The sequence below is a fragment of the Amycolatopsis dendrobii genome (genome assembly GCF_014145675.1).
Classification (GTDB): domain Bacteria; phylum Actinomycetota; class Actinomycetes; order Mycobacteriales; family Pseudonocardiaceae; genus Amycolatopsis; species Amycolatopsis dendrobii.
This window is the reverse complement of sequence record NZ_JACGZW010000012.1, coordinates 280,652-299,966: the sequence shown is the minus strand read 5'-3', so window position 1 is coordinate 299,966 and position 19,315 is coordinate 280,652. Positions and strand designations below refer to the sequence as shown.

The 19,315-nt window shown below is 71.3% G+C and carries 17 protein-coding genes and 1 pseudogene; 14 read left to right on the top strand and 4 right to left on the bottom strand.

The annotated features are described in order from the left end of the window. Positions 1-61 precede the first annotated feature (61 nt). A complete protein-coding gene (locus tag H4281_RS33895; RefSeq protein WP_182894919.1) occupies positions 62-754 on the top strand; it encodes a helix-turn-helix transcriptional regulator in 693 nt (230 codons plus the stop codon). Between the two features lie 68 nt (positions 755-822). Then, entirely contained in the window at positions 823-2,136 is a 1,314-nt protein-coding gene (locus H4281_RS33890) for an amidase family protein (RefSeq protein ID WP_182894918.1), read from the top strand. A 12-nt stretch (positions 2,137-2,148) separates the two neighbouring features. On the opposite strand, the gene H4281_RS33885 is transcribed toward H4281_RS33890, so the two are convergent. Together H4281_RS33885 and H4281_RS33880 are read right to left on the bottom strand one after the other, a co-directional pair. Beyond that, entirely contained in the window at positions 2,149-3,147 is a 999-nt protein-coding gene (locus tag H4281_RS33885) for a serine hydrolase domain-containing protein (protein ID WP_182894917.1), read from the bottom strand. Then, on the bottom strand, positions 3,137-3,946 hold the full coding sequence (locus H4281_RS33880) for an IclR family transcriptional regulator (RefSeq protein ID WP_182894916.1): 810 nt from the start codon (positions 3,944-3,946) through the stop codon (positions 3,137-3,139). The genes H4281_RS33885 and H4281_RS33880 overlap by 11 nt, the downstream gene beginning before the upstream one ends. A gap of 70 nt (positions 3,947-4,016) precedes the next feature. Here H4281_RS33880 and H4281_RS33875 point away from each other — a divergent pair, with 70 nt between their 5' ends. The 5 genes from H4281_RS33875 to H4281_RS33855 are packed head-to-tail and all read left to right on the top strand — an operon-like array spanning position 4,017 to position 8,998. Then, a complete protein-coding gene (locus H4281_RS33875) occupies positions 4,017-5,561 on the top strand; it encodes an ABC transporter substrate-binding protein (RefSeq protein WP_312872231.1) in 1,545 nt (514 codons plus the stop codon). Then, positions 5,558-6,529, top strand: a complete 972-nt coding sequence (locus tag H4281_RS33870) for an ABC transporter permease (protein WP_182894914.1) — start codon at positions 5,558-5,560, stop codon at positions 6,527-6,529. The genes H4281_RS33875 and H4281_RS33870 overlap by 4 nt, the downstream gene beginning before the upstream one ends. Beyond that, positions 6,526-7,410, top strand: coding sequence for an ABC transporter permease (locus H4281_RS33865; protein ID WP_182894913.1), 885 nt, complete (start codon positions 6,526-6,528; stop codon positions 7,408-7,410). Before H4281_RS33870 ends, H4281_RS33865 begins: the two co-directional genes overlap by 4 nt. Continuing rightward, complete coding sequence (locus tag H4281_RS33860) at positions 7,407-8,204, top strand: ATP-binding cassette domain-containing protein (protein ID WP_182894912.1); 798 nt, start codon at positions 7,407-7,409, stop codon at positions 8,202-8,204. The genes H4281_RS33865 and H4281_RS33860 overlap by 4 nt, the downstream gene beginning before the upstream one ends. Next, positions 8,201-8,998: an ATP-binding cassette domain-containing protein gene (locus H4281_RS33855; RefSeq protein WP_182894911.1), complete on the top strand. Its 798-nt coding sequence runs from the start codon at positions 8,201-8,203 to the stop codon at positions 8,996-8,998. Before H4281_RS33860 ends, H4281_RS33855 begins: the two co-directional genes overlap by 4 nt. Positions 8,999-9,000: 2 nt before the next feature. Here the strand turns inward: H4281_RS33855 and H4281_RS33850 are convergent, their stop codons facing one another. After that, the gene (locus H4281_RS33850) at positions 9,001-9,930 is read right to left on the bottom strand and encodes an ROK family protein (protein WP_220508213.1); all 930 of its coding nucleotides are present in this window, start codon (positions 9,928-9,930) and stop codon (positions 9,001-9,003) included. A gap of 41 nt (positions 9,931-9,971) precedes the next feature. Here H4281_RS33850 and H4281_RS33845 point away from each other — a divergent pair, with 41 nt between their 5' ends. From H4281_RS33845 to H4281_RS33830, 4 genes are all read left to right on the top strand, one after another. Next, entirely contained in the window at positions 9,972-10,724 is a 753-nt protein-coding gene (locus tag H4281_RS33845; RefSeq protein ID WP_182894910.1) for a creatininase family protein, read from the top strand. Continuing rightward, positions 10,721-11,848, top strand: coding sequence for a mandelate racemase/muconate lactonizing enzyme family protein (locus H4281_RS33840; RefSeq protein WP_182894909.1), 1,128 nt, complete (start codon positions 10,721-10,723; stop codon positions 11,846-11,848). Before H4281_RS33845 ends, H4281_RS33840 begins: the two co-directional genes overlap by 4 nt. 1,002 nt (positions 11,849-12,850) lie before the next feature. Further along, on the top strand, positions 12,851-14,071 hold the full coding sequence (locus tag H4281_RS33835) for a CaiB/BaiF CoA transferase family protein (protein ID WP_182894908.1): 1,221 nt from the start codon (positions 12,851-12,853) through the stop codon (positions 14,069-14,071). A 9-nt stretch (positions 14,072-14,080) separates the two neighbouring features. Next, positions 14,081-14,977: a LysR family transcriptional regulator gene (locus H4281_RS33830; protein ID WP_182894907.1), complete on the top strand. Its 897-nt coding sequence runs from the start codon at positions 14,081-14,083 to the stop codon at positions 14,975-14,977. 9 nt (positions 14,978-14,986) lie between these two features. Here H4281_RS33830 and H4281_RS33825 read toward each other — a convergent pair whose 3' ends face one another. Then, positions 14,987-15,952, bottom strand: a complete 966-nt coding sequence (locus H4281_RS33825) for a LysR family transcriptional regulator (protein WP_182894906.1) — start codon at positions 15,950-15,952, stop codon at positions 14,987-14,989. A 56-nt stretch (positions 15,953-16,008) separates the two neighbouring features. Between H4281_RS33825 and H4281_RS45865 the strand changes: the two are divergent. The 3 genes and pseudogenes from H4281_RS45865 to H4281_RS33815 all read left to right on the top strand — a co-directional run. Further along, a pseudogene (locus H4281_RS45865) lies at positions 16,009-16,860 on the top strand (MFS transporter); the annotation flags it as partial. Positions 16,861-16,927: 67 nt separating this feature from the next. Beyond that, positions 16,928-17,395 carry an MFS transporter gene (locus H4281_RS45860; RefSeq protein ID WP_312872230.1) on the top strand — a complete coding sequence of 156 codons (468 nt, stop codon included), beginning with the start codon at positions 16,928-16,930 and terminating at the stop codon, positions 17,393-17,395. Positions 17,396-17,399: 4 nt separating this feature from the next. After that, positions 17,400-19,289, top strand: a complete 1,890-nt coding sequence (locus tag H4281_RS33815) for an alkyl/aryl-sulfatase (RefSeq protein WP_182894905.1) — start codon at positions 17,400-17,402, stop codon at positions 19,287-19,289. The last annotated feature ends 26 nt before the right edge of the window (positions 19,290-19,315 follow it).

Here is a 19,315-nt window from a genome sequence, read left to right as displayed (position 1 = left end):
CAAGGAGCCGACGGAGCGGTGCCGGCGTCGCGCTCGCTACCCCGCACCGGAGCGAGGCAGTATGGGCCAGGAGTACGCACTGACGTGCGAAGCGATCGATGTCGTCCTCTCGGACTCGCCACAGAAGACGAAGCGCCTCCAGTTGGGCGAGGTCCTGCGCCGCATGCTGAGGGCGGACGTCTTCGCCTCCTTCGTCTGCGATGCGTCCGGGCCGTACGCCGACCCGGTTCAGCTTGACCTCGGCGACGACGCGCTTCGCGCCTACCACCGGCATTTCCGGCACGTTGACGACCTGACCCCGGGGCTTTTCGCGCGGGGGAGCGCTTCGCGAGTCAGTCCGGGCACCGGGGTCTGCGCGGAGTTCGTCCAGGACTTCCTGCATCGCGGCGGCATGTACCACGGCATGAACTACTTCCCGGCCGGCGCCGGTCCCGGTTCGGTGGATCTGCGGGTGTGGCGGGGACGTGACGGCCGCGCGTTCACCGAGGCGGACGCGCGGGTGTTCCGGTCTTTCGGGGACCTGGTCGCCCGGGTCTGGCCCCGGGAGGCTCCGTCCGGGCAGAAGCCGCTGTCCCGGCGCGAAGCCCAGGTGGCTGCGCTGGTCGCGGACGGGTACAGCGACAAGCAGATCGCCGCGGCTCTCGGCATCGCGCCGCCGACCTTGCGGACGCACCTGAGCAACGCGTTCGCCAAGACCGGCGCGCCCAACCGCGCTGCGCTGGCGGCGTATCACCTCCGCCATCATCAGAATTGACGATGGCGGCGAACACCCGGCGGGCCGAGACTTCCGGACAAGCCTCATTCGCCGCAAAGGAGCCCCGGATGCCGCTTTCCGCCGCCCTCGCCCGCGCTTCCGTCCTGGACCCGGTCGAACGACCGGAACCAGGGGAGTGGACGCAAACCTGCACTGCCGAGGAAATCGCCGCCCAGTCGCCGTTGGCGGGCGGGAAGCCGTATCCGCTCGCGGTGAAAGCGAATATCGCGGTGCGCGGACTGCGCCGGTCCGCGGGGTGCGAGCTGCTGGACCTCGGGCCGGAGGAGGCGGACGCCCCGGTTGTCGCGCTGCTGCGCCGCTCCGGCGCGGTGGTCGTAGGCATGGCGAACATGCACGAACTCGCCTTCGGGATCACTTCCCGGAACGCGTCTTATGGCGCGGTGCGCTTGCCCGGCCGTCCGGATCGTCTGGCAGGGGGTTCCTCGGGCGGCAGCGCCGCGGTCGTCGCGCGCGGCCATGCCGAGGTCGCGCTGGGCACGGACACCGGGGGCTCGATCTCGATCCCGGCCAGTCTGTGCGGGGTCGCCGGGTTCCGTCCCAGCACCGGACGCTGGCCGACCGCGGGCATCGTCGGCCTGTCGTGGACGCGGGACGCCCCCGGGGTCTTCGCGCGGTCGGTGCGGCGCCTCGCCGAGCTCGACCTGGCGATGCTCGGCGGAGCGACGGCCGAGGACGCTTCGCGGCCGCGGATCGGAGTGCCCGCGGAACTGGTCCGCGAGCTGCACCCCAGTACGCAAGCGGCGGTCGATTCGGCCTTGGACGCGCTCGCGGACACTGTCGAGCTGGTGCCGGTGACGCTTTCGGAGGTGTGGGAGCTGACCCGTGCGGCGGCTATGCCGATCGTCTGCTGGGAAGCCCGCCGGCTGCTCGGCGACGTCGCCGCCCGGGCCCTGGGCCTGAACGCGGAGCAGGCGTTCGCCCGGCTGGCCGCGGAGGTGCGCAGTCCTGATGTCCGGCAGATCCTGGAAGCGGAGCTGGAGTCCCCGGTGCCGCCCGACGCGTACGCGATAGCCCAGCAGCAAACCGAGCAAGCGCGAGCGTGCTACGCGGAACTGCTGCGCAAGCACGCACTCGACGCGCTCGCATTTCCCGCCACGCCCGCGCCAGCACCGCCCGCCGACAGCGACGGGCCGGTGGAGCATCTGGGCAGCCGCATCGACGCTTTCGAGCTGTACACCCGGAACACAACGCCGGGCGCGATGCTCGGGGCGCCCATGGTCACCTTCCCGCTGGCCATCCCCGCGGAAGGTCTTCCGGTCGGGCTGACCGTCCAAGGAGCACGGTTCGACGACCGCCGGGCACTGCGCCTCGCCGAACGCATGGCGGAAACGCTGGCGAACACCGACGACCCGGCCGGTTGACTGGGTTCCGCTCTACAGCCGCACAGCCGCGGAGTGGAATTCTCGGCGCACGGTTTCGATTCCGGGCGTCGTGCGGGTGGGGTGGACCCGGTTGGTGAGGAGCACGTAGTACCGGCCCCGGCCGGGTTCGAACCACACACTGGTTCCGGTGAATCCCGTGTGCCCGTACGAATCCCGTGCCAGCTCGGTGCCCACCGGGGAGCCGGGCACGTCCAGGCACTGCCAGGCGAGACCGCGGCGCGGGTTCAGCCCGGGGGTCTGGCAGGCGATCATTTCCGCGTGCGTCCCGGGTTTGAGCAGGGGAGCGGCGCCCGCGGCGAGAAGCTGTGCCCAGCGCTCCATATCGGACAGGGTGGAGAACAGCCCGGCGTGGCCGCAGATTCCGCCCAGCACCACGGCGTTCTCGTCGTGCACCTCGCCGCGGACGACGTGGCCGCGCCACGGGCAGTCCTCCGTAGCGACAGCGTCCGGCACCGGCCCGAAGCCGGTCGCCGCGAGGCCGGCCGGCTTGCTGACCAGGTCGGCGACGAGCTGGTCCAGCGGTGCGCGTCCGGCGGCTTCGGCGACCAGGCCGAGCAGGATGAAGCCCTGCGACGAGTATTCGACCTGGCCGTCCGTGCGGCGCGGTCCGACGCGGATGGCTTCGAGCAGGTCCGAACGGGTGGAATGGGTGCGCCACAACGGAGTTCCGCCCGGAAGCCCGGACGTGTGCGTCAGCAGCTGCCGGACCGTGATCTCGGCGGGGTACGACGGCAGGTGCCGGGAAACGGGATCGTCGAAGGACAACGAGCCGCGGTCGGCGAGCGCGCCGACGACCATCCCGATGACCGGTTTGGTCACCGAAGCCAGATCCCATCGGCTGTTCTCGGCGACCGCGGGGCCGTCCCGCCAGAGCGTGCCGAGCAGACCCCGGTCGAGCACGCCGTCCGCGGTGCCGACCGACCACGCGGCGGCGGAATAGACGCGATTCTCCCGGCCGCGCGCCAAGATCTCCGCCAGCTCAGTCCTCATCGGGCGCCAGCCGGACCGGCGCACTGCTCAGCGCCGCCGAAACCCGGTTCGCCGCCTCGGCGACGAGCGGACCGAGCGTCGGGAAACTGTCGGGCGGCAAGGTGAACGTCAACCCGGCCACGCTGACCGCACCCGCCACCTGTCCGTCCGCGGCCAGCACGGGAGCGGCGACACAACGGACGTGCTGTTCGTGCTGCTCGTCGTCGACGACGTAGCCAAGAGTGTCCACAGTGGTCAGAGACGCCCGGATTTCCGCCGGGTCCGTGATTGTCTTAGGCGTGCGGGCGCGCAGCGGCGCGGCGTCGAGCACGGCCGCGACTTCCGGCGGCGACAGCCGGGAAAGGATCGCGCGGCCGACACCGGTGCAGTAGAGGGGAACCTCGCCGCCAGGACGGGTGTTGAGCCGGTACGCCTGGTCCGGTTCGAGCTTGTCCACGTACACCGCGCGGTCCGCGTGCCGTACCGCGTAGTGGACGGTGTGCCCGGTCCGCCGCCGCAGGTCGGCGAGGATCGGCCGGATCGCCGGACGCGCCGCGAGCACCGCCGCCGACATCCCCAGCAGCCGCGGTCCGACGGTGTACCGGCCGCCGCCGAGCCCGGCCGCGAAGCCGGCTTCGGCGAACGTCTGCAGCATCCGGTGCGTGGTCGGTTTCGGCAGGTCGCAGGCCTCGGCGAGGTCGGCGAGCCGGTGCGGCCCGCCCGGTCGCGACAGCGCGGCGAGGACCTCCAGGGCCTTGTCGACGGCACCGCGGGGCTCGGCCCGTCCGGTGCCGGACGAACCGTTGACAGCGTTCTTCACGCCGCCTACCTTAGCGCAATCCCGTTCCATCTGACGGAATGAGATGTCACCCCACGGAAAGGAAGATCCCGTGGCCCCACCTCCCCGCCTGTCCCGCCGCACGGCGCTCCGGCTGACCGGGCTGACGCTGCCCGCAGTCGCCCTGCCCGCCGCGCTCACCGCGTGCGGCACCGCGACGGGCAGTCCCGGCCGCGTGCTGCGCGTCGCCCAGACCGCCGACCCGAAGACGCTGGACCCGCAGAAACAGGGCGATCTGACCTCGATGAACGTGCTGGTCAACCTGTTCGACACGCTCACCACGCGCGGGCCGGGCAACCAGCTCGCCCCCGGCCTCGCGCTGTCCTGGTCCCCGCTCGACCGGCTGACCTGGCGGTTCCGGCTGCGGCCCGGCGTGCGCTTCCACAACGGCGAGCCCTGCGACGCGCACGCGGTCGCGTTCAGCGTGCAGCGGCTGCTGGACCCGGCGACGAAATCGCCGATCGTCGAGCTGCGCTACGTCAAGAAAGCGACAGTCGCCGACGACCTGACCGTCGACCTGCACCTCAGCGAACCGGACCCGATCCTGCCGGCGAAGGTCTCGCTGTTCGGCGGGGTCGTGGTGCCCCCGGGCTACCTCCGGCAGGTCGGCAACGCCGGCTTCGCGAAGCATCCGGTCGGCACCGGGCCGTTCACGTTCGTCGAGTTCCAGCGCGACCACCAGACGCGGATGCGCGCGAATCCCGCGTACTGGGACGGGAAACCGGCGTTCGACGAGCTGGTCTTCCTGCCGATGCCGGATCCGTCGTCGGCGCTGGCGTCGCTGCAGAGCGACCAGGTCGACATCGTCGCGAACCTGACCCCGGACGCCGCCTTGCAGATCCAGGGATACCGCGGCGTCGAGATCCGGCACTGCCCGGGCATCCGCACGTCGTACCTGTCGCTCGACACCACCGCCGGCCCGCTGCGCGACGTGCGCGTGCGCCGGGCGCTCAACCACGCCGTCGACGTGCCGCTGCTGATCAAAGCGGTGCTCGACGGCAAGGCCCGCGAGGTGCCGACGATGTTCCCGCGCGAAGCGTTCGGCTTCGACCCGTCGATCCGGCCGTACTCCCGCGACGTCGGCCTCGCGAAACGGCTCCTCGCCGAGGCCGGTTTCCCGAACGGCTTCGACACCACGCTCACCGCGCAGACCGCCGACGCCAACACCGCCGAGGCGATCTCCGGCCTGCTCGCCCGCGCCGGGGTGCGCGCCCAGGTGGAACTGGTCGACCCCGGCACCTACAGCAGCCGGCTGACCTCGAACAACCGCGGCGCGCTCGGCCCGATCTACCTCGCCGCCAGCACCGGCTGGACGCTCGACGCGGAAAGCCTCGTGCAGTCCAACGTCCGCCACGACCGCAGGCAGAGCCGGTGGCGCAACGCCGAAGCCGACCGGCTCGTGGACGTCGAGGAGCAGTCGCTCGTGCCCGCCGACCGGCAGCGCGCGTTCACCGGCCTCCAGCATCTGCTGAACCAGGAGGCTCCGTTCGTGTTCCTCTACCAGATCGACACGATCTACGCGGTCAACACGCGACCGCGGTGGCAGCCGGGCGTCGTCGGCCTGCTCGCCATGGCCCGGGCGCAGGTGGCCTCGTGACCGCCCCGGCCGTCCCCGTCTCCCGTCCGGCCGCGGCCGGGACCGGCGTGCTGCGCGCGGTCGCGACCAAGGTGGCGACCGCCGTCGTCGTGCTGTTTTTCGTGGCCACCGCGGCGTTTTTCCTCGTCCGGCTCTCCGGCGACCCGGTGAAGCTGATCCTGCCGCCGGACGCGACCGCGCACCAGGAAGCGACCCTGCGGGCGAGCCTCGGCCTGGACCGGCCGCTGCTCGCGCAATACCTCGACTACCTCGGCGGGCTGCCGCGCCTGCGGCTGGGCACGTCGCTGGTGTACGACCAGCCGGTCTCGGAGGTCCTGTTCTCCCGCGTGCCGGCGACGCTCGAACTCGCCGGGGCCGCGCTGCTGGTCGCGCTGGCGATCGCTGTTCCGGCGGGCACCTACGCGGCGACGAGGCGGGGCCGCGCGGGCGATTCCGGCGTGATGACGGGCGTCCTCATCGGACAGTCGACGCCCGCGTTCTGGGTCGGCATCCTGCTGATCCTGGTGTTCGCCGTGCAGTGGCAGGTGCTGCCCGCGTCCGGGTACGGCGGGCTGGAGCACCTGATCCTGCCCGCGGTCACGCTCGCGGTGTACTCGGTCGCGGTGATCGCCCGGCTGCTGCGGTCGTCGCTGATCGACGTGCTCGGTTCGGATTTCATCCGCACCGCCCGGGCCAAAGGCCTCGGCACCGCGGGAGTCGTCCTCTCGCACGGCCTGCGCAACGCCGCGCTGCCGGTGGTCACCGTGGTCGGGCTCGAGGTCGGCACCCTGCTCGGCGGCGCGATCCTCACCGAGCAGGTGTTCTCCTGGCCGGGGCTGGGCCGGTTGACCGTCGAGGCCATCCAGAACCGCGATTTCCCGCTCGTGCAAGCGGCCGTGCTGTTCTTCGCGGCCACGTTCGTCGTCGTGAACCTGCTTGTCGACCTGTCCTACACGCTGCTCGATCCGAGGGTGCGGGTGACCGCATGACCGCCGTGACCGCAGCCGTCCCGACCGCCCGGCCCAGCGTGGTGCGTGCGGTACTGCGCAACAAACTGGGCGTCGTCGCGATCACCGTCCTCGCGCTGATGGTGCTGGTCGCGGTCTTCGCGCCGCTGATCGCCCCGTACGATCCGGGCGCGCAAGATCTTTTGGTGCGGCTCCATCCGCCGGCCTGGGCGCACGGCGGCTCGTCCGCGCATCTGCTCGGCACCGACCAGCTCGGCCGCGACATCCTGTCCCGGCTCTTTTACGGCGCCCGCGTTTCGCTGCTCGTGGGCGCGTGCGCGGCGCTGCTGGCCGGGCTGGTCGGCGCGGCGATCGGGCTGGTCGCCGGCTACCTCGGCGGCTGGTTCGACCGGATCCTCATGCGGATCGCCGACATCCAGCTCGCGTTCCCGTCGATCCTGCTCGCGCTCGCCGTCGTCGGCTTCCTCGGCTCCGGGCTGTGGTACGTCGTGCTGGTGCTCGGCTTCACCGGCTGGGTGTCCTACGCCCGGGTCATCCGGTCCGAGGTGCTTTCCTTGCGCACCAGGGAGTTCGTCACCGAGGCGCGGGCGATCGGCGTGCGCGGCGGGACGATCATGCGCCGGCACCTGCTGCCGAACGTGCTGGCCCCGCTGGCCACGATCGGCACGCTGCACGTCGCCGCGGCGATCGTGGCCGAGGCCTCGCTGAGCTACCTCGGCCTCGGCGTGCCGAAACAGACCGTGACCTGGGGCGGGATGCTCAGCGACGGCCAGCTGTACCTCGGCACGTCGTGGTGGGTCGCGGTGTTCCCCGGACTGGCGCTGATGCTCACCGCGCTGTCTGTCAACCTGACCGGCGACGTCCTGCGCGACGTCGCGGACCCGAAGGCGTACCGCTCATGAGCGCTCTGCTGGAGATCGACGACCTGCGGATCGAATTCCGCCTCGCGACCGGGACCGTGGTGGCCGCCGACGGCGTGAGTTTCGCCGTGGAAGCCGGGGAAACCCTTGCGGTGGTGGGGGAATCGGGCAGCGGCAAGACCGCGACGGCGCTGTCGGTGCTGCGGCTCAACCCGGAACCGCCGTGCGTGTACGCCGGGGGAGAGGTGCGTCTCGACGGACGCGACGTGCTTCGCTTGCCGGAGAAGGAACTCCGGCGGATCCGCGGCAACGACGTCGCTATGGTGTTCCAGGACCCGATGACCAGCCTGAACCCGGTCAAGCGCGTCGGCGCGCAGGTGGCCGAGGTGCTGCGCCGGCACCAGGGCGCGACGCGGGCGCGGGCGCGCGCGGCGGCGGTGGAAGCGTTGCGGGAGGCCGGGATTCCCGATCCCGAGCGACGCGCCGGCCAGTACCCGCACCAGCTCTCCGGCGGGCTCCGGCAGCGCGTGATGATCGCGATGGCGCTCGTCGGACGGCCGCGGGTGCTGATCGCGGACGAACCGACGACGGCGCTGGACGTGACCGTGCAGGCGCGGATCCTCGACCTGCTGGTCGGCCTGCAGCGCAAGCACGGCATGGCGATCGTGCTCATCACGCACGATCTGGGCGTCGTCGCCGAGGTCGCCGACCGGGTCGTGGTGCTGCGGTCGGGACAGGTGGTGGAGACCGGCGACGTGGTCCCGGTTTTCGAGCAGCCGCAGGAGGACTACACGCGCGAGCTGCTGCGTGCGACGCCGAAACTGGAGCGGGTATGACGAACCTCGTGGAGATGCGCGGGCTGCGGAAACAGTACGGCGCGCTGGCCGCGGTGGACGGCGTCGATCTCGACGTGCGCACCGGGGAAACCCTTGCCGTGGTAGGGGAATCGGGCTCCGGGAAGACCACGCTGACCCGGCTGCTGCTGCGGCTGGAGGAACCGAGCGCCGGTTCGGTGCGCTTCGCCGGCGCGGACCTGTTCGCGATGCCCGCCGCGCAGCTGCGGAAAGCGCGGCGGGAGATGCAGGTGGTGCTGCAGGATCCCTACTCCAGCATGAATCCGCGGTGGCGGATCACCGACGTGGTGGCCGAACCGCTGGTGACGCACGAACGCGGGATGCGCGGCCGGCGCGGCCGGGCGAAGCTGCGGGAACGCGTCGGCGAGCTGCTCGCCGCCGTCGGGCTTTCGCCGCGGATGCAGGACCGCTACCCGCACGAGTTCTCCGGCGGGCAGCGCCAGCGGATCTCGGTCGCACGGGCGCTGGCGGTGCGGCCGCGGCTGGTGGTGCTGGACGAGCCGACGAGCGCGCTGGACGTCTCGGTGCAGGCGCAGGTTCTCGAACTGCTCGCGGACCTGCAGCGCCGGTTCGGGCTGACGTACCTGTTCGTGTCGCACAACCTGGCCGTGGTGCAGCAGATCGCGGACCGGGTGGCGGTGATGCGCGCCGGGCAGGTGGTGGAGCTCGCCCCGGCGGACCGGCTGTTCCGCGCGCCGGAGCACGAGTACACGCGGACCCTGCTGGACGCGGTGCCGAACCCGGACCCGCGAGCCCGCCGGCGGGTGGCTTCGTGAGTTCAGAGCTTCGACAGGACCAGACCGGCGCCGCCGAGAAGGGCGACGTCGTCGGCGGGGCTCTCGTTCACGACCACCCGCGGCGGTTCGGCGCCGGTGGCCCACGACGAGTCCTCGCGCAGCCGCTGCTCGATGCGGGCGCGGAACGGGTCGCCGCCCTCGGCGGCTTCGCCGTGCAGGACGAACAAACCCGGGGCGAAAAGCTGCTGGATGTTCACCAGTCCGAGCGCGATGTTGCCCGCGTACTCGTCCAGGAGCGGGTCGCCGGCGAGTTCGCGCACGGTCCGCGCGGCGAGTCCCCGCCGCTGGGCTTCGCCGCGCAGCCACGGCGTGGTCGCGACGGTTTTCCAGCAGCCGCGCGCACCGCAGGTGCATTCGCGGCCGCTCGCGGCGACCGTCATGTGCGCGCCGCTGCGGCCGCCGGGCGGGGCGAGGACTTCGCCGTCGAACAGCAGGCCGACGCCGAGCACTTCGCCGGTCGAGACCGACGCGAACGTGCTGCGGCCCTGGCCCGGCCCGAACCAGCGGTCGCCGAGGACCTGCAAGCGGGCGCGGTGCTCGACGTGGACCGGGACCCCGGCCAGGCCGCCGAGCACCTCGGCGATCGGGTAGCCGTGCAGCGCCGGCACCTCGTGCACCTCGATGATCGTCCCCGAGCCGGCGTCGACCAGCCCGGCGGAGGCGACGCCGATCGCGGCCGGCGCGGTCGGGAACCGGGTCGCTTCGGCGAGCGCGGCCGCGATGCCCGCCGGGGCGGCGGTGCGCGCGTAGGTCGCTTCGGCGCGCCACCGCACCCCGCCCGCGAGATCCAGCAGCGCGGCGCGGACGCGTCCGGGGAGCAGTTCGACCGCGCCGAGCACCGGCCCGGCGTCGGACGGCGCCGCGACCGGCGCGGGAACCAGCCGCAAGGCCGGGCGTTCGCCGGAATCCATGCGGTCACGATGCCACGCGCCGCGCCGAGAAGGGAGGCCACATGTCCGAACTGACGCGAATGACCTGGCAGGAGACGCGCGCCGCCGGGCGGTCCGCGATCGCGGTTCTGCCGATCGGCTCGCAGGAACAGCACGCCGGGCACCTGCCGATGGGCACCGACACGATGCTCGCCGAAGCGGTCACCGACGCCGCGCTGGCCCGGCTGGGCGGCGATCCGGAGGTGGTGCGGCTGCCCGCGCTGCCGTTCGGCCACAGCCCGCACCACCTGTTCGCGGCAGCGGTGTCGCTGCGCGCGTCGACGCTGCAGGCGGTGCTGGACGACCTGCTCGACTCGCTGGCCGCCAGCGGATACCGGCGCGTGCTGATCGTCAACGGCCACGGCGGCAACGACGAGATCATGCGGCTCGCGGTGAAGCAGTACGTGCTGCGCGCGGACGTCGCGCTGGCCGCGTGCTCGTACTTCTCGCTCGGCGACGGCCAGTCGCCGGGCCACGCGGGGATGTTCGAGACCTCGCTCATGCTCGCGGCGCACCCGGATCTGGTGCGCACGCCGGAGCCGCGGCCGGTCGTCGACCCGCCGCCGCTGTTCTCCGACTCGCCGTATCCCGGGCTGACCGTGGAGCGGCACGGCGAATGGGCCCGCGCCGGCGGGACCACCGACGACGCCGCCGCGGCCACCGCCGCGCACGGCGCGGAACTGCTCGCCGGGCGCAGCGCCGCGCTCGCCGAGGCGATCCGGGCGTTCGACCGCAGCACCCGCGACAGCCACGCATCCACCGAAGGGGCGCGATGAAGATCACCGACGTCGACGTGCGGGTCGTCAACCTGCCGCTGACCAACCCGTTCACCAGCTCGTTCGAGACGAAGACCGGCGAAACCCGCACCGTGGTGCGGCTGCGCACGGACACCGGGGCGCAGGGCTGGGGCGAGACGATGTGGGGCCGCCCGGTCGCCGAGCTGACCCGGAAACTGGGCGCGGAGATGATCGGGACCAGCCCGTTCGCCCTCGAAGCGTTCCACCGCCGCCACCACATGGTCCCGTTCTTCCACGGCTACCTCGGCTATGCCGCGCTCGCCGCGCTGGACGTGGCGTGCTGGGACCTCATCGGCCGCACGACCGGCCAGCCGGTAACCGATCTTCTCGGCGGCCCGGTGCGCACCGAGGTGCCGATCACCGCGCTGATCACCCGCGCCGACGCACCCGGCGCGCAAGGCACGGAACTGGCTCAGGGCCTGGCCGAGCACGCAGCGAAAGTGGTGGCCGAAGGCGGTTTCACCGCCGTAAAGCTGAAGGGCACCCGGGACGTGCGCGGCGACGTAGAGATCCTGCGCGCGCTGCGCAGCGCACTGCCGGACGTCGAGCTTCGCGTCGACCCCAACGCCGCGTGGTCAGTGCCCGACTCGATCCGCGCCGGGCTCGCACTGGAGGAACTGGACCTGGAGTACCTAGAGGACCCGTGCGTCGGCATCGAAGGAATGAGCCAAGTGCGCGCGAAAGTGCGGATTCCGTTGTGCACCAACATGTGTGTCGTCCGCTTCGAGGAGTTCGCCCCGGCAGTGCGCCTCGGCGCGGTCGACGTGATCCACGGCGATGTGTACAAATGGGGCGGCATCTCGGCCACCAAGGCGCTCGCCGCGCACTGCGAAACGTTCGGCCTGGGCATGAACCTCCACAGCGGCGGCGAACTCGGCATCGCGACCGCCGCACACCTGGCGGTCGTCGCGAGCACGCCGGTGCTCTCCCGCGCGATCGACAGCATGTACTACCTGCACGCGGACGACATCGTGGCACCGCTGCACCTGTCGAACGGCCGCTTGACGGTGCCGTCCGGGCCGGGGCTGGGGGTCGAGGTGGATGAGGAGAAGCTGGCTTTTTACGCGGCGAAGAACGAGAAGGAGGGCGATCTGACCGGCTGAGGGCCGTCGGAGACGTGAACCCGGTCCGGGATGATCGGTTGCGTCGGGCCTGGTAGTGGGCCTCGGGTCGAGAAGGCGAAACGGTGGACGGGCTTGCGGACACTGTCCGGTGCGCGATGACCCAGACCGCATTCCGGTCGAGTTCACGGCGTGGCCCCCGAGCTCTTTGGAGCCTCAGGCCCGGCAGCCGCCGGGTTCAGCATGGTTTGCTCCGCATATCGCGGTGGTCCGGATATCGCGGTGGTCCGGCGATCGTGCGTCGCCTTACGTGGCCAGCCATCCTCTGTGAAGGTGGGTGCTCGAATATCTGGAATCTCTGACGCCAAGATGGGGGCGAGTCACCGTCCTCGAGTGCCGACGAGCAACCGAATCGCGAGCCCCAATGCTTTCGGGTTCCAGTGCCGCCGAAAGTGTTCAAGGCTGAACCAGAGCGGTGAAAAACCGGCTAGCCGTGCGGGCACCTCGCTGCCTGCTGCTGATTCACCGGCAACGCCGGCGACGCTGACCAACCGCATCCAGAAGGCGAGGCTCAAGCAGCGGCGGCAGGGCGGGGGCTCGCACTCGCGGTTCATCCGGCGCGGCCCGTTGCCAGGGCGGCGGACGTTCGGTGAGTCCCCGCTGTCCGTCGACGTGATCGGTGGGCAGCGGTGGCCCTCGGCTTCTTTCTGGTTTTGCTCGGCACTGCGCGCCACTCCTTGCCGGGTAACGGGTTCGGCTCCAGTCCGTGTCTCGGCTGGCCGTGAACGACGAGATATCGGACTTTCACTGGAGGCGGCTGTCGGAGCCGGTGAGGGTGGATATGAGCTCGCTGGATGCGGAGATCGCCAGACGCGTGGGACAGCACTCGACAGGCTCAGCCCTCGACACGGGCGGACTCCGTTCGCCACCGGGGGAGATCTGCGGATGCGCCGGTCCGGAAGAGCCGAATGATAGGCAGCCGCTATCGACATGGGCGTTATTCGGTCCTGGACGTCGGCGGGTGCTGGGCGTTTCGCTGGACGCATGACTGTGTCACAGGCGCCGCTGGCAGGTGTCCGGGTCGTCGACTTCGGGCAGTACATCGCCGCGCCCGGGGCCGCGCAGGTTCTCGCGGATCTCGGTGCTGAGGTGGTCAAGGTCGAGCAGCCGGGGGGAGATCCCGCTCGCCAGGTCGGTAGTTACGGCGAGGCGATGCTGCGCTGCTATAGCCGGCGCAAGCGCTCGATCGCGCTTGACTTGAAGAACCCGGCTGGGGCGGAGGTCGCGCGCAGGCTGGTCGCGTCCGCGGACGTGGTGGTGCAGAATCTGCGCCCGGGAGTGCTGGAACGGCTCGGGTTCGGGCCGGCGCGGGTGCGGGAACTGAATCCGCGGGTCGTGTATTTGTCGGTGACCGGGTACGGGAGTGCGGGGCCGTCCAAGGGACGACCGGGGTACGACATCGCGGCGCAGGCCGAGAGCGGGATCATGGCGATCACCGGCGAAGCGGACGGGGATCCGCAGCGGGTCGGTTTCACCGTCGTCGACGCGGCCGCGGCGAGCAGCGCCGCGCAGGCGATCCTGGCGGCGCTGTTCCGGCGGGAGCGGACCGGGAAGGGCGACGACATCGAAGTGTCGTTGATCGACGTCGCCATTCACCTGCAAGGCACCGTCTGGGCGGAGTACGAGCAGACGGGGGTGGTGCCGGCCCGCAAGGGAAACGGGCAGCCGACGCTGGCTCCGGCCGCAGATCTGGTGCGCACGAAGGACGGGCACATCGTGGTGTCCGCGTATACCGAATCGCATTGGCGCAGGCTCTGCGAGCTGCTGGGCCGGCCGGAGTTGGCCGACGACGCGCGATTCGCGGACAACGCTGCGCGGGTCGCCAACCGGGAGGCGCTGGCGCGGGTGCTGGCCGACGCTCTGGCCGCCTGCACCAGCGAGGAGGCAGTCGCGCTGCTGACCCGGGGCGGTGTGGTGGCTGGTGCCGTGCGCAGCCACGATCAGGTCCGGAACGCGCCCGACGTGGTGGCGGGCGGCTGTTTGGTGCCGGGAACGACCGGGGACGGCACCGGATATCACGTGCCCGTCCTGCCGTATCGGCTCGCTGCCTGGCCGGTGACCGACGCCGGCGTGCCGCCGCGGATGGCTGAGCACACCGGCGAAATCCTGCGGGAGCTCGGCTATAGCGACCGTGCGATCGGCGAGTTGGCCGAGGCCGGGGCCGTCGCGGCGAAGCCGACGGCGGAAGCTGCGGTCTCCGGCTAGGTTGAGCGAGTGGAGCTGCGGCAGGTCGAGTACTTCCTGGCGGTCGTCGAGCACGGCGGGATCCGCCGTGCCGCGACCGCGCTGCGCATCGCGCAGCCCTCGGTCTCCCAAGGGATCCGGGCCCTGGAACGAGAACTGGGGACCGAGCTGTTCCATCGCGTCGGACGGCGCATGGTGCTGTCGCCGGCCGGCACCGCTTTCGTGCGACCGGCCCGGCAGCTCCGGCGGGACGCGAGCACGGTGCACTCGGCTGTCGCGGGAGCGCTCGGGCTGGAAGGCGGCCGGCTCGACATCGCCAGCGAACCGGCCCTTTCGGTCGACCCCACCGCGCGGCTGGTCGGCCTGTTCCGCAGCGAGCATCCGGAGGTCTCGGTCCGGCTGGTGGCGCCGCTGCGCGAGGCCGCGCTGACCCGGCTGGTCCGGGACGGCACCTGCGAACTGGGCTTCGGCTACCTGCCGCAGCCCATGCAGGGTTTGTCCTATCAGGTCGTCGGCACGCACGAGATCGTTCTTGTCCTTCCTCCCGGGTCGCCTGGTGCGGGCAGTCCGGCGTCGTTCGCCGAACTGGACGGGCAGCCGATGATCGTGGTGCCGCGCGGCGCGGCACAGCGCGACTTCCTGGGACCGCTCATCGACGCGGCCGGGGTGCGGACCCGGATCGCGGTGCAGATCGCGCACCGGGAAGCGATTCTGCCGATGGTGCTCTCCGGGGTCGGTGCGACGCTCCTGCCGCTGCCGAGGGCGGAGGAGGCAGCGCGCCGAGGGGCGGTGATTCGCCGCGTCACGCCGCCGGTCACCCGGGAGGTGGCGTTGTTCCATCGGGTCGGAGAGCTGTCGCACGCCGCACAGGTGTTCTGGGACTTGGCGGGCGAGTCCGCCGAGGTCGGCGCCGGGGACAGGACGTGATCGACGAGATCAGGACGGCGCGGATGCCGCGGCCATGAACGCCCGCGCGGGTTCGGACAGTGTTTGCGCGCGGTAAAGCAGACCGACCCGCCGCACGAGCGGCGGCCGGACGGCCCGCACCAGAGCGCCGCGGTCCGCCGCCTGCCGGGCCATCGACCGGGGCAGCAGGGTGGCGCCCGCGCCTGCCAGCACCAGCGGGACGATGGCTTCCCGGTCGTCGGTCTCGACCGCGATCCGGACTTCGCCGCCGCTGTCGGCCATCGCCTGGTCGAGGAGGGCGCGCGTGGAGGTCGCGGGCGGGGTGATGACCCAGTCCAGCTGGTCGAGCGCGGCCGCGTCGATCGTGACTCGCCGCCCGGTGCCCGGTTTCGAGCCTGGCGGCAGCACCACGTCGAAGTGTTGCGGGGCCAGTTCGTAGTGCCGCAGGTCTTCGTGGACGCCGGGCAGCAGCGTCAGGCCGAGCTCGGAATCGCCGGCGCGGACGCGTTCGACGACGTCGTCGGCGTCGGCCGGGGCGACGACATCGAGCCCGACGTTCGGATGCCGGGCGCGGAACCGGCCGGTCAGCTCGGCGAGCGGATCGACAGCCAGGGTGGGCAGCGCGACGATCTGCAGCCAGCCCGCGTGGAGCCGGGCGACGTCCTGGGCGGCCGCGGTGGCGGCCGCCGCGTCACGAAGCAGCTGACGGGCCGGCGCGATCAGGGCGTGCCCGGCGGCGGTGAGCGCGAGGCCGCGGCCGCGGCGTTCGAACAAGGCGGTGCCGACTTCGCGTTCCAGCGTCTTGATCGCCTGGGAGAGAGACGGCTGCGCGACCAGAAGCGCTTGGGCGGCCCGGCCGATTCCGCCATGGTCGACGGTGGCGAGGAAGTACTTCAGCCGCCGGATGTCGACCGATGCGACAGTCCAGGTCGCGGGGGTGTCCGAGCCTGCCATGTCCGCCTCCGATCGGTGCCGCAAGGCCAAAAGATAGCTCATTCCTATCGGTGTGCGAGGGAGCACGTCTTTGACCGATGTGACCCCGGGCACGTTCCATGGAGGACGTCGATAGCGGTCCACCGCCGGGCGTTCGCGAGCCCGTTCCGGGGATTCGTCCAGCAGCCCTTGGGAGAACGTCGATGTCCACTCGCCCCGTGTCCCGGCGTCTCGACGCCGGCGCATCCGGCCCGGGCAAAGCGCGTACGTCAGCGCGCGCCTGGGTCGTCACCGGATTGCTGTTGGTCTTCATGCTGATCAACTTCGCCGACAAGGCCGTGCTCGGCCTCGCCGCCAAAGCGATCATGCACGACCTCGGCCTGTCCGCCACGCAGTACGGGCTCGTCTCGAGCGGGTTCTTCTTCCTTTTCTCGCTCGCCGCGCTGGCGGTCGGCTTCCTCTCCGACCGCGTGTCGACGAAGTGGCTGATCTTCGTCATGGCGCTGATCTGGGCGATCACCCAGGTGCCCATGGTGACGACGGTCGGCTTCGGCCTCCTGCTGGCCAGCCGGATCGTGCTGGGCGCGGCCGAGGGGCCGGCGTTCCCGGTGGCGAACCACGCCGTGCACAAGTGGTTCCCCAATGACGGGCGCAGTATTCCGAGCTCGCTGCTGGTCCTCGGCGCGCCGCTGGGTGTCGTCGTCGGCGCGCCGGTGCTGACCTGGGTGATCGTCCGTTATGGCTGGCACGTGGCATTCGCTGCGCTGGCTGCGATCGGATTCGCCTGGTGCGTCGCCTGGCTGGTCGTCGGCAGCGACGGCCCGGCGCGTGAAGCGGGCGCGCCGGCCGAGACAGCGTCGGCGCGGGTGTCGTACTGGCGGATCATCACCACGGGAACCTGGTTGTCGTGTGTGCTCGCCGGATTCGCGAGCTACTGGGCGCTGGCGCTGCTCGTCTCGTGGCTGCCGCCGTATTTGGAGACGGCTCTCGGGTACAGCACGACAGCGACCGGCGGGCTGATCGCACTCGCCTGGGGGCGTGGGCGGTGCCGCACAGGTCCTCCAGGGCGTCGTGACCACCCGCCTGATGCGGCGAGGCACCTCGAGCCGGGCCGCCCGCGGCGTCCTCGGCGGTGTCTGCGTCGCTGGTGCGGGGGTGGCCGGCGCGGCCTTCGTCCTCGCTCCGCCGGGCCCGGTCAAGCTCGTGCTGCTGTTCGTCGCGTTCAGCATCGGGACCGTCATGTTCCCGATCTCGCAGACCGTCTGCGCGGAAATCGCGCCACCCGCCCGCCGCGGCAGCGTGCTCGGCACCTATGCCGCGGTCTACTCGACAGCGGGCGTGATTGCGCCCTTCCTCACCGGCAAGCTCGTGGACGCCGGCCACGGGCACAGCGGATACGACACGACGTTCCTGGTGAGCGCCGCCTTGCTCGTCGTCGGCGGTCTGGCCGCCGCGATCTTCATCCGTCCCGAGCGCGACGCGCGCCGTCTTCTGCAGGAGGTCTGACCTGATGCACCACCTGGAACCCAACCCGTACCTGCTCCGCCGGTGCCGGCAGTTGCTGGACGAGCTTCCCTTCGCGGACCGCTCCGACTTCGACGACGCCTCGCGCGGATTCGTCGCCGGCGTCGAACCGAGCGTCGTGCGCGGACCGAACGGCCGCGTCGTGTGGGACGTCGACGCGTACCAGTTCCTGGACGGCGATGCGCCGGACACGGTGAATCCGAGCCTGTGGCGGCAGTCCCAGCTGGTCGCCAAGCACGGACTGTTCGAAGTCGCCGTCGGCCTCTACCAGGTCCGGGGACTGGACATTTCCAACGTCACGTTCATCGAAGGCGCCTCCGGCGTCATCGTGGTGGACCCGCTGGTCTCGGTCGAAACCGCCCGTGCGGCACTTGAGCTCTACCGCAGGCATCGGGGCGAGCGCCCGGTCACCGGCGTGATCTACACGCATTCCCACGTCGACCATTTCGGCGGTGTCAAAGGCGTTACCACCCAAGAAGACGTCGACGCCGGAAGGGTCCCGGTCATCGCGCCCAGCGGCTTCCTCGAACACGCCGTATCCGAAAACGTGTACGTCGGCACCGCCATGGTGCGGCGCGCGACGTACATGTACGGCACCCGTCTCGAACGCGGAGCGCGCGGACAGGTGGGAGCGGGACTCGGCCCGACGACGTCCGGCGGCACGGTGTCGTTGATCCCGCCGACGGTCGAGGTGAGCGCCACCGGCCAGACACTGTCCGTCGACGGGGTCGAATTCGTGTTCCAGATGGCACCCGGCGCGGAAGCGCCGTCCGAGTTCCATTTCTACTTGCCCGATCGGGCCGCATTGTGCGTCGCCGAGAACGCGACCCGGACGATGCACAACGTCCTGACGCTGCGCGGCGCCCTCGTGCGCGATGCGCGCGCCTGGGCGGCCTACCTCACCGAAACGCTCGATCTGTGGGGCGGAGAGGCCGAGGTCGTGTTCGCGGGCCACCACTGGCCGACCTGGGGCGCCGACCGGGTCGTGGAGTACCTGTCCCTGCAACGCGACCTCTACGCCTACCTCCACGACCAGACGGTGCGCATGATGAACCAGGGCTTGGTCGGCTCGGAAATCGCCGAGACGTTCGCGCTGCCGCCCGCGCTGGAGAAAGCATGGCACGCGCGCGGCTACTACGGTTCGGTCAGCCACAACGTCAAGGCCGTCTATCAGCGCTATTTGGGTTGGTACGACGGCAATCCGGCACACTTGTGGCAGCACCCGCCGGAGGAGAGCGCGAAACGGCTGGTCGCAGATCTCGGGGGAGCGGCGGCGGTGCTGGCGAAGGCTCGCGCGTACGCCGACGCGGGCGACTACCGCTGGGCGGCGGAACTCGCGGACAAGGCCGTGTTCGCCGATCAGTCCAATGTGGAGGCGCGACAGCTGCTCGCCGACATCTACGAGCAGCTGGGCTACGGCGCGGAGAACGGCACGTGGCGGTGCGTCTATCTGACCGGTGCCCAGGAACTCCGGCACGGGATGTCCCGGCTCGGGCAGCGGACCGCTTCGCTCGACATCCTGCAACGGCTTTCGCCCGCCCAGATCTTCGACGCCGTCGCCATCCGCGTCGACGGGCCGCGCTGCTGGGCGGAAAGCCTGGTCCTCGATGTCGTCGTCGTGGAGGCCGGCGAACGTTATCGGCTCACCCTGCGCAACGGCGTGCTGGTGACGAGCCGCCCGCGCGGCGCCGCGGCGGAGGCGACCTTGACGGTCGCCTCCGCCAAGGAACTGGTGAGCCTGTTCGCCGCCTCGGGGACGCCGGAGATCGCCGAGACCCTTGGTGTGAAGGTCGAGGGAGATTCCTCAGTCCTCAAACGGCTTCTGGCCTCTCTCGAGACGCCGAACCCCAATTTCGCGATCGTCACGCCCGACTGATCCCGGCTACGCCGTTCGACCCGCCC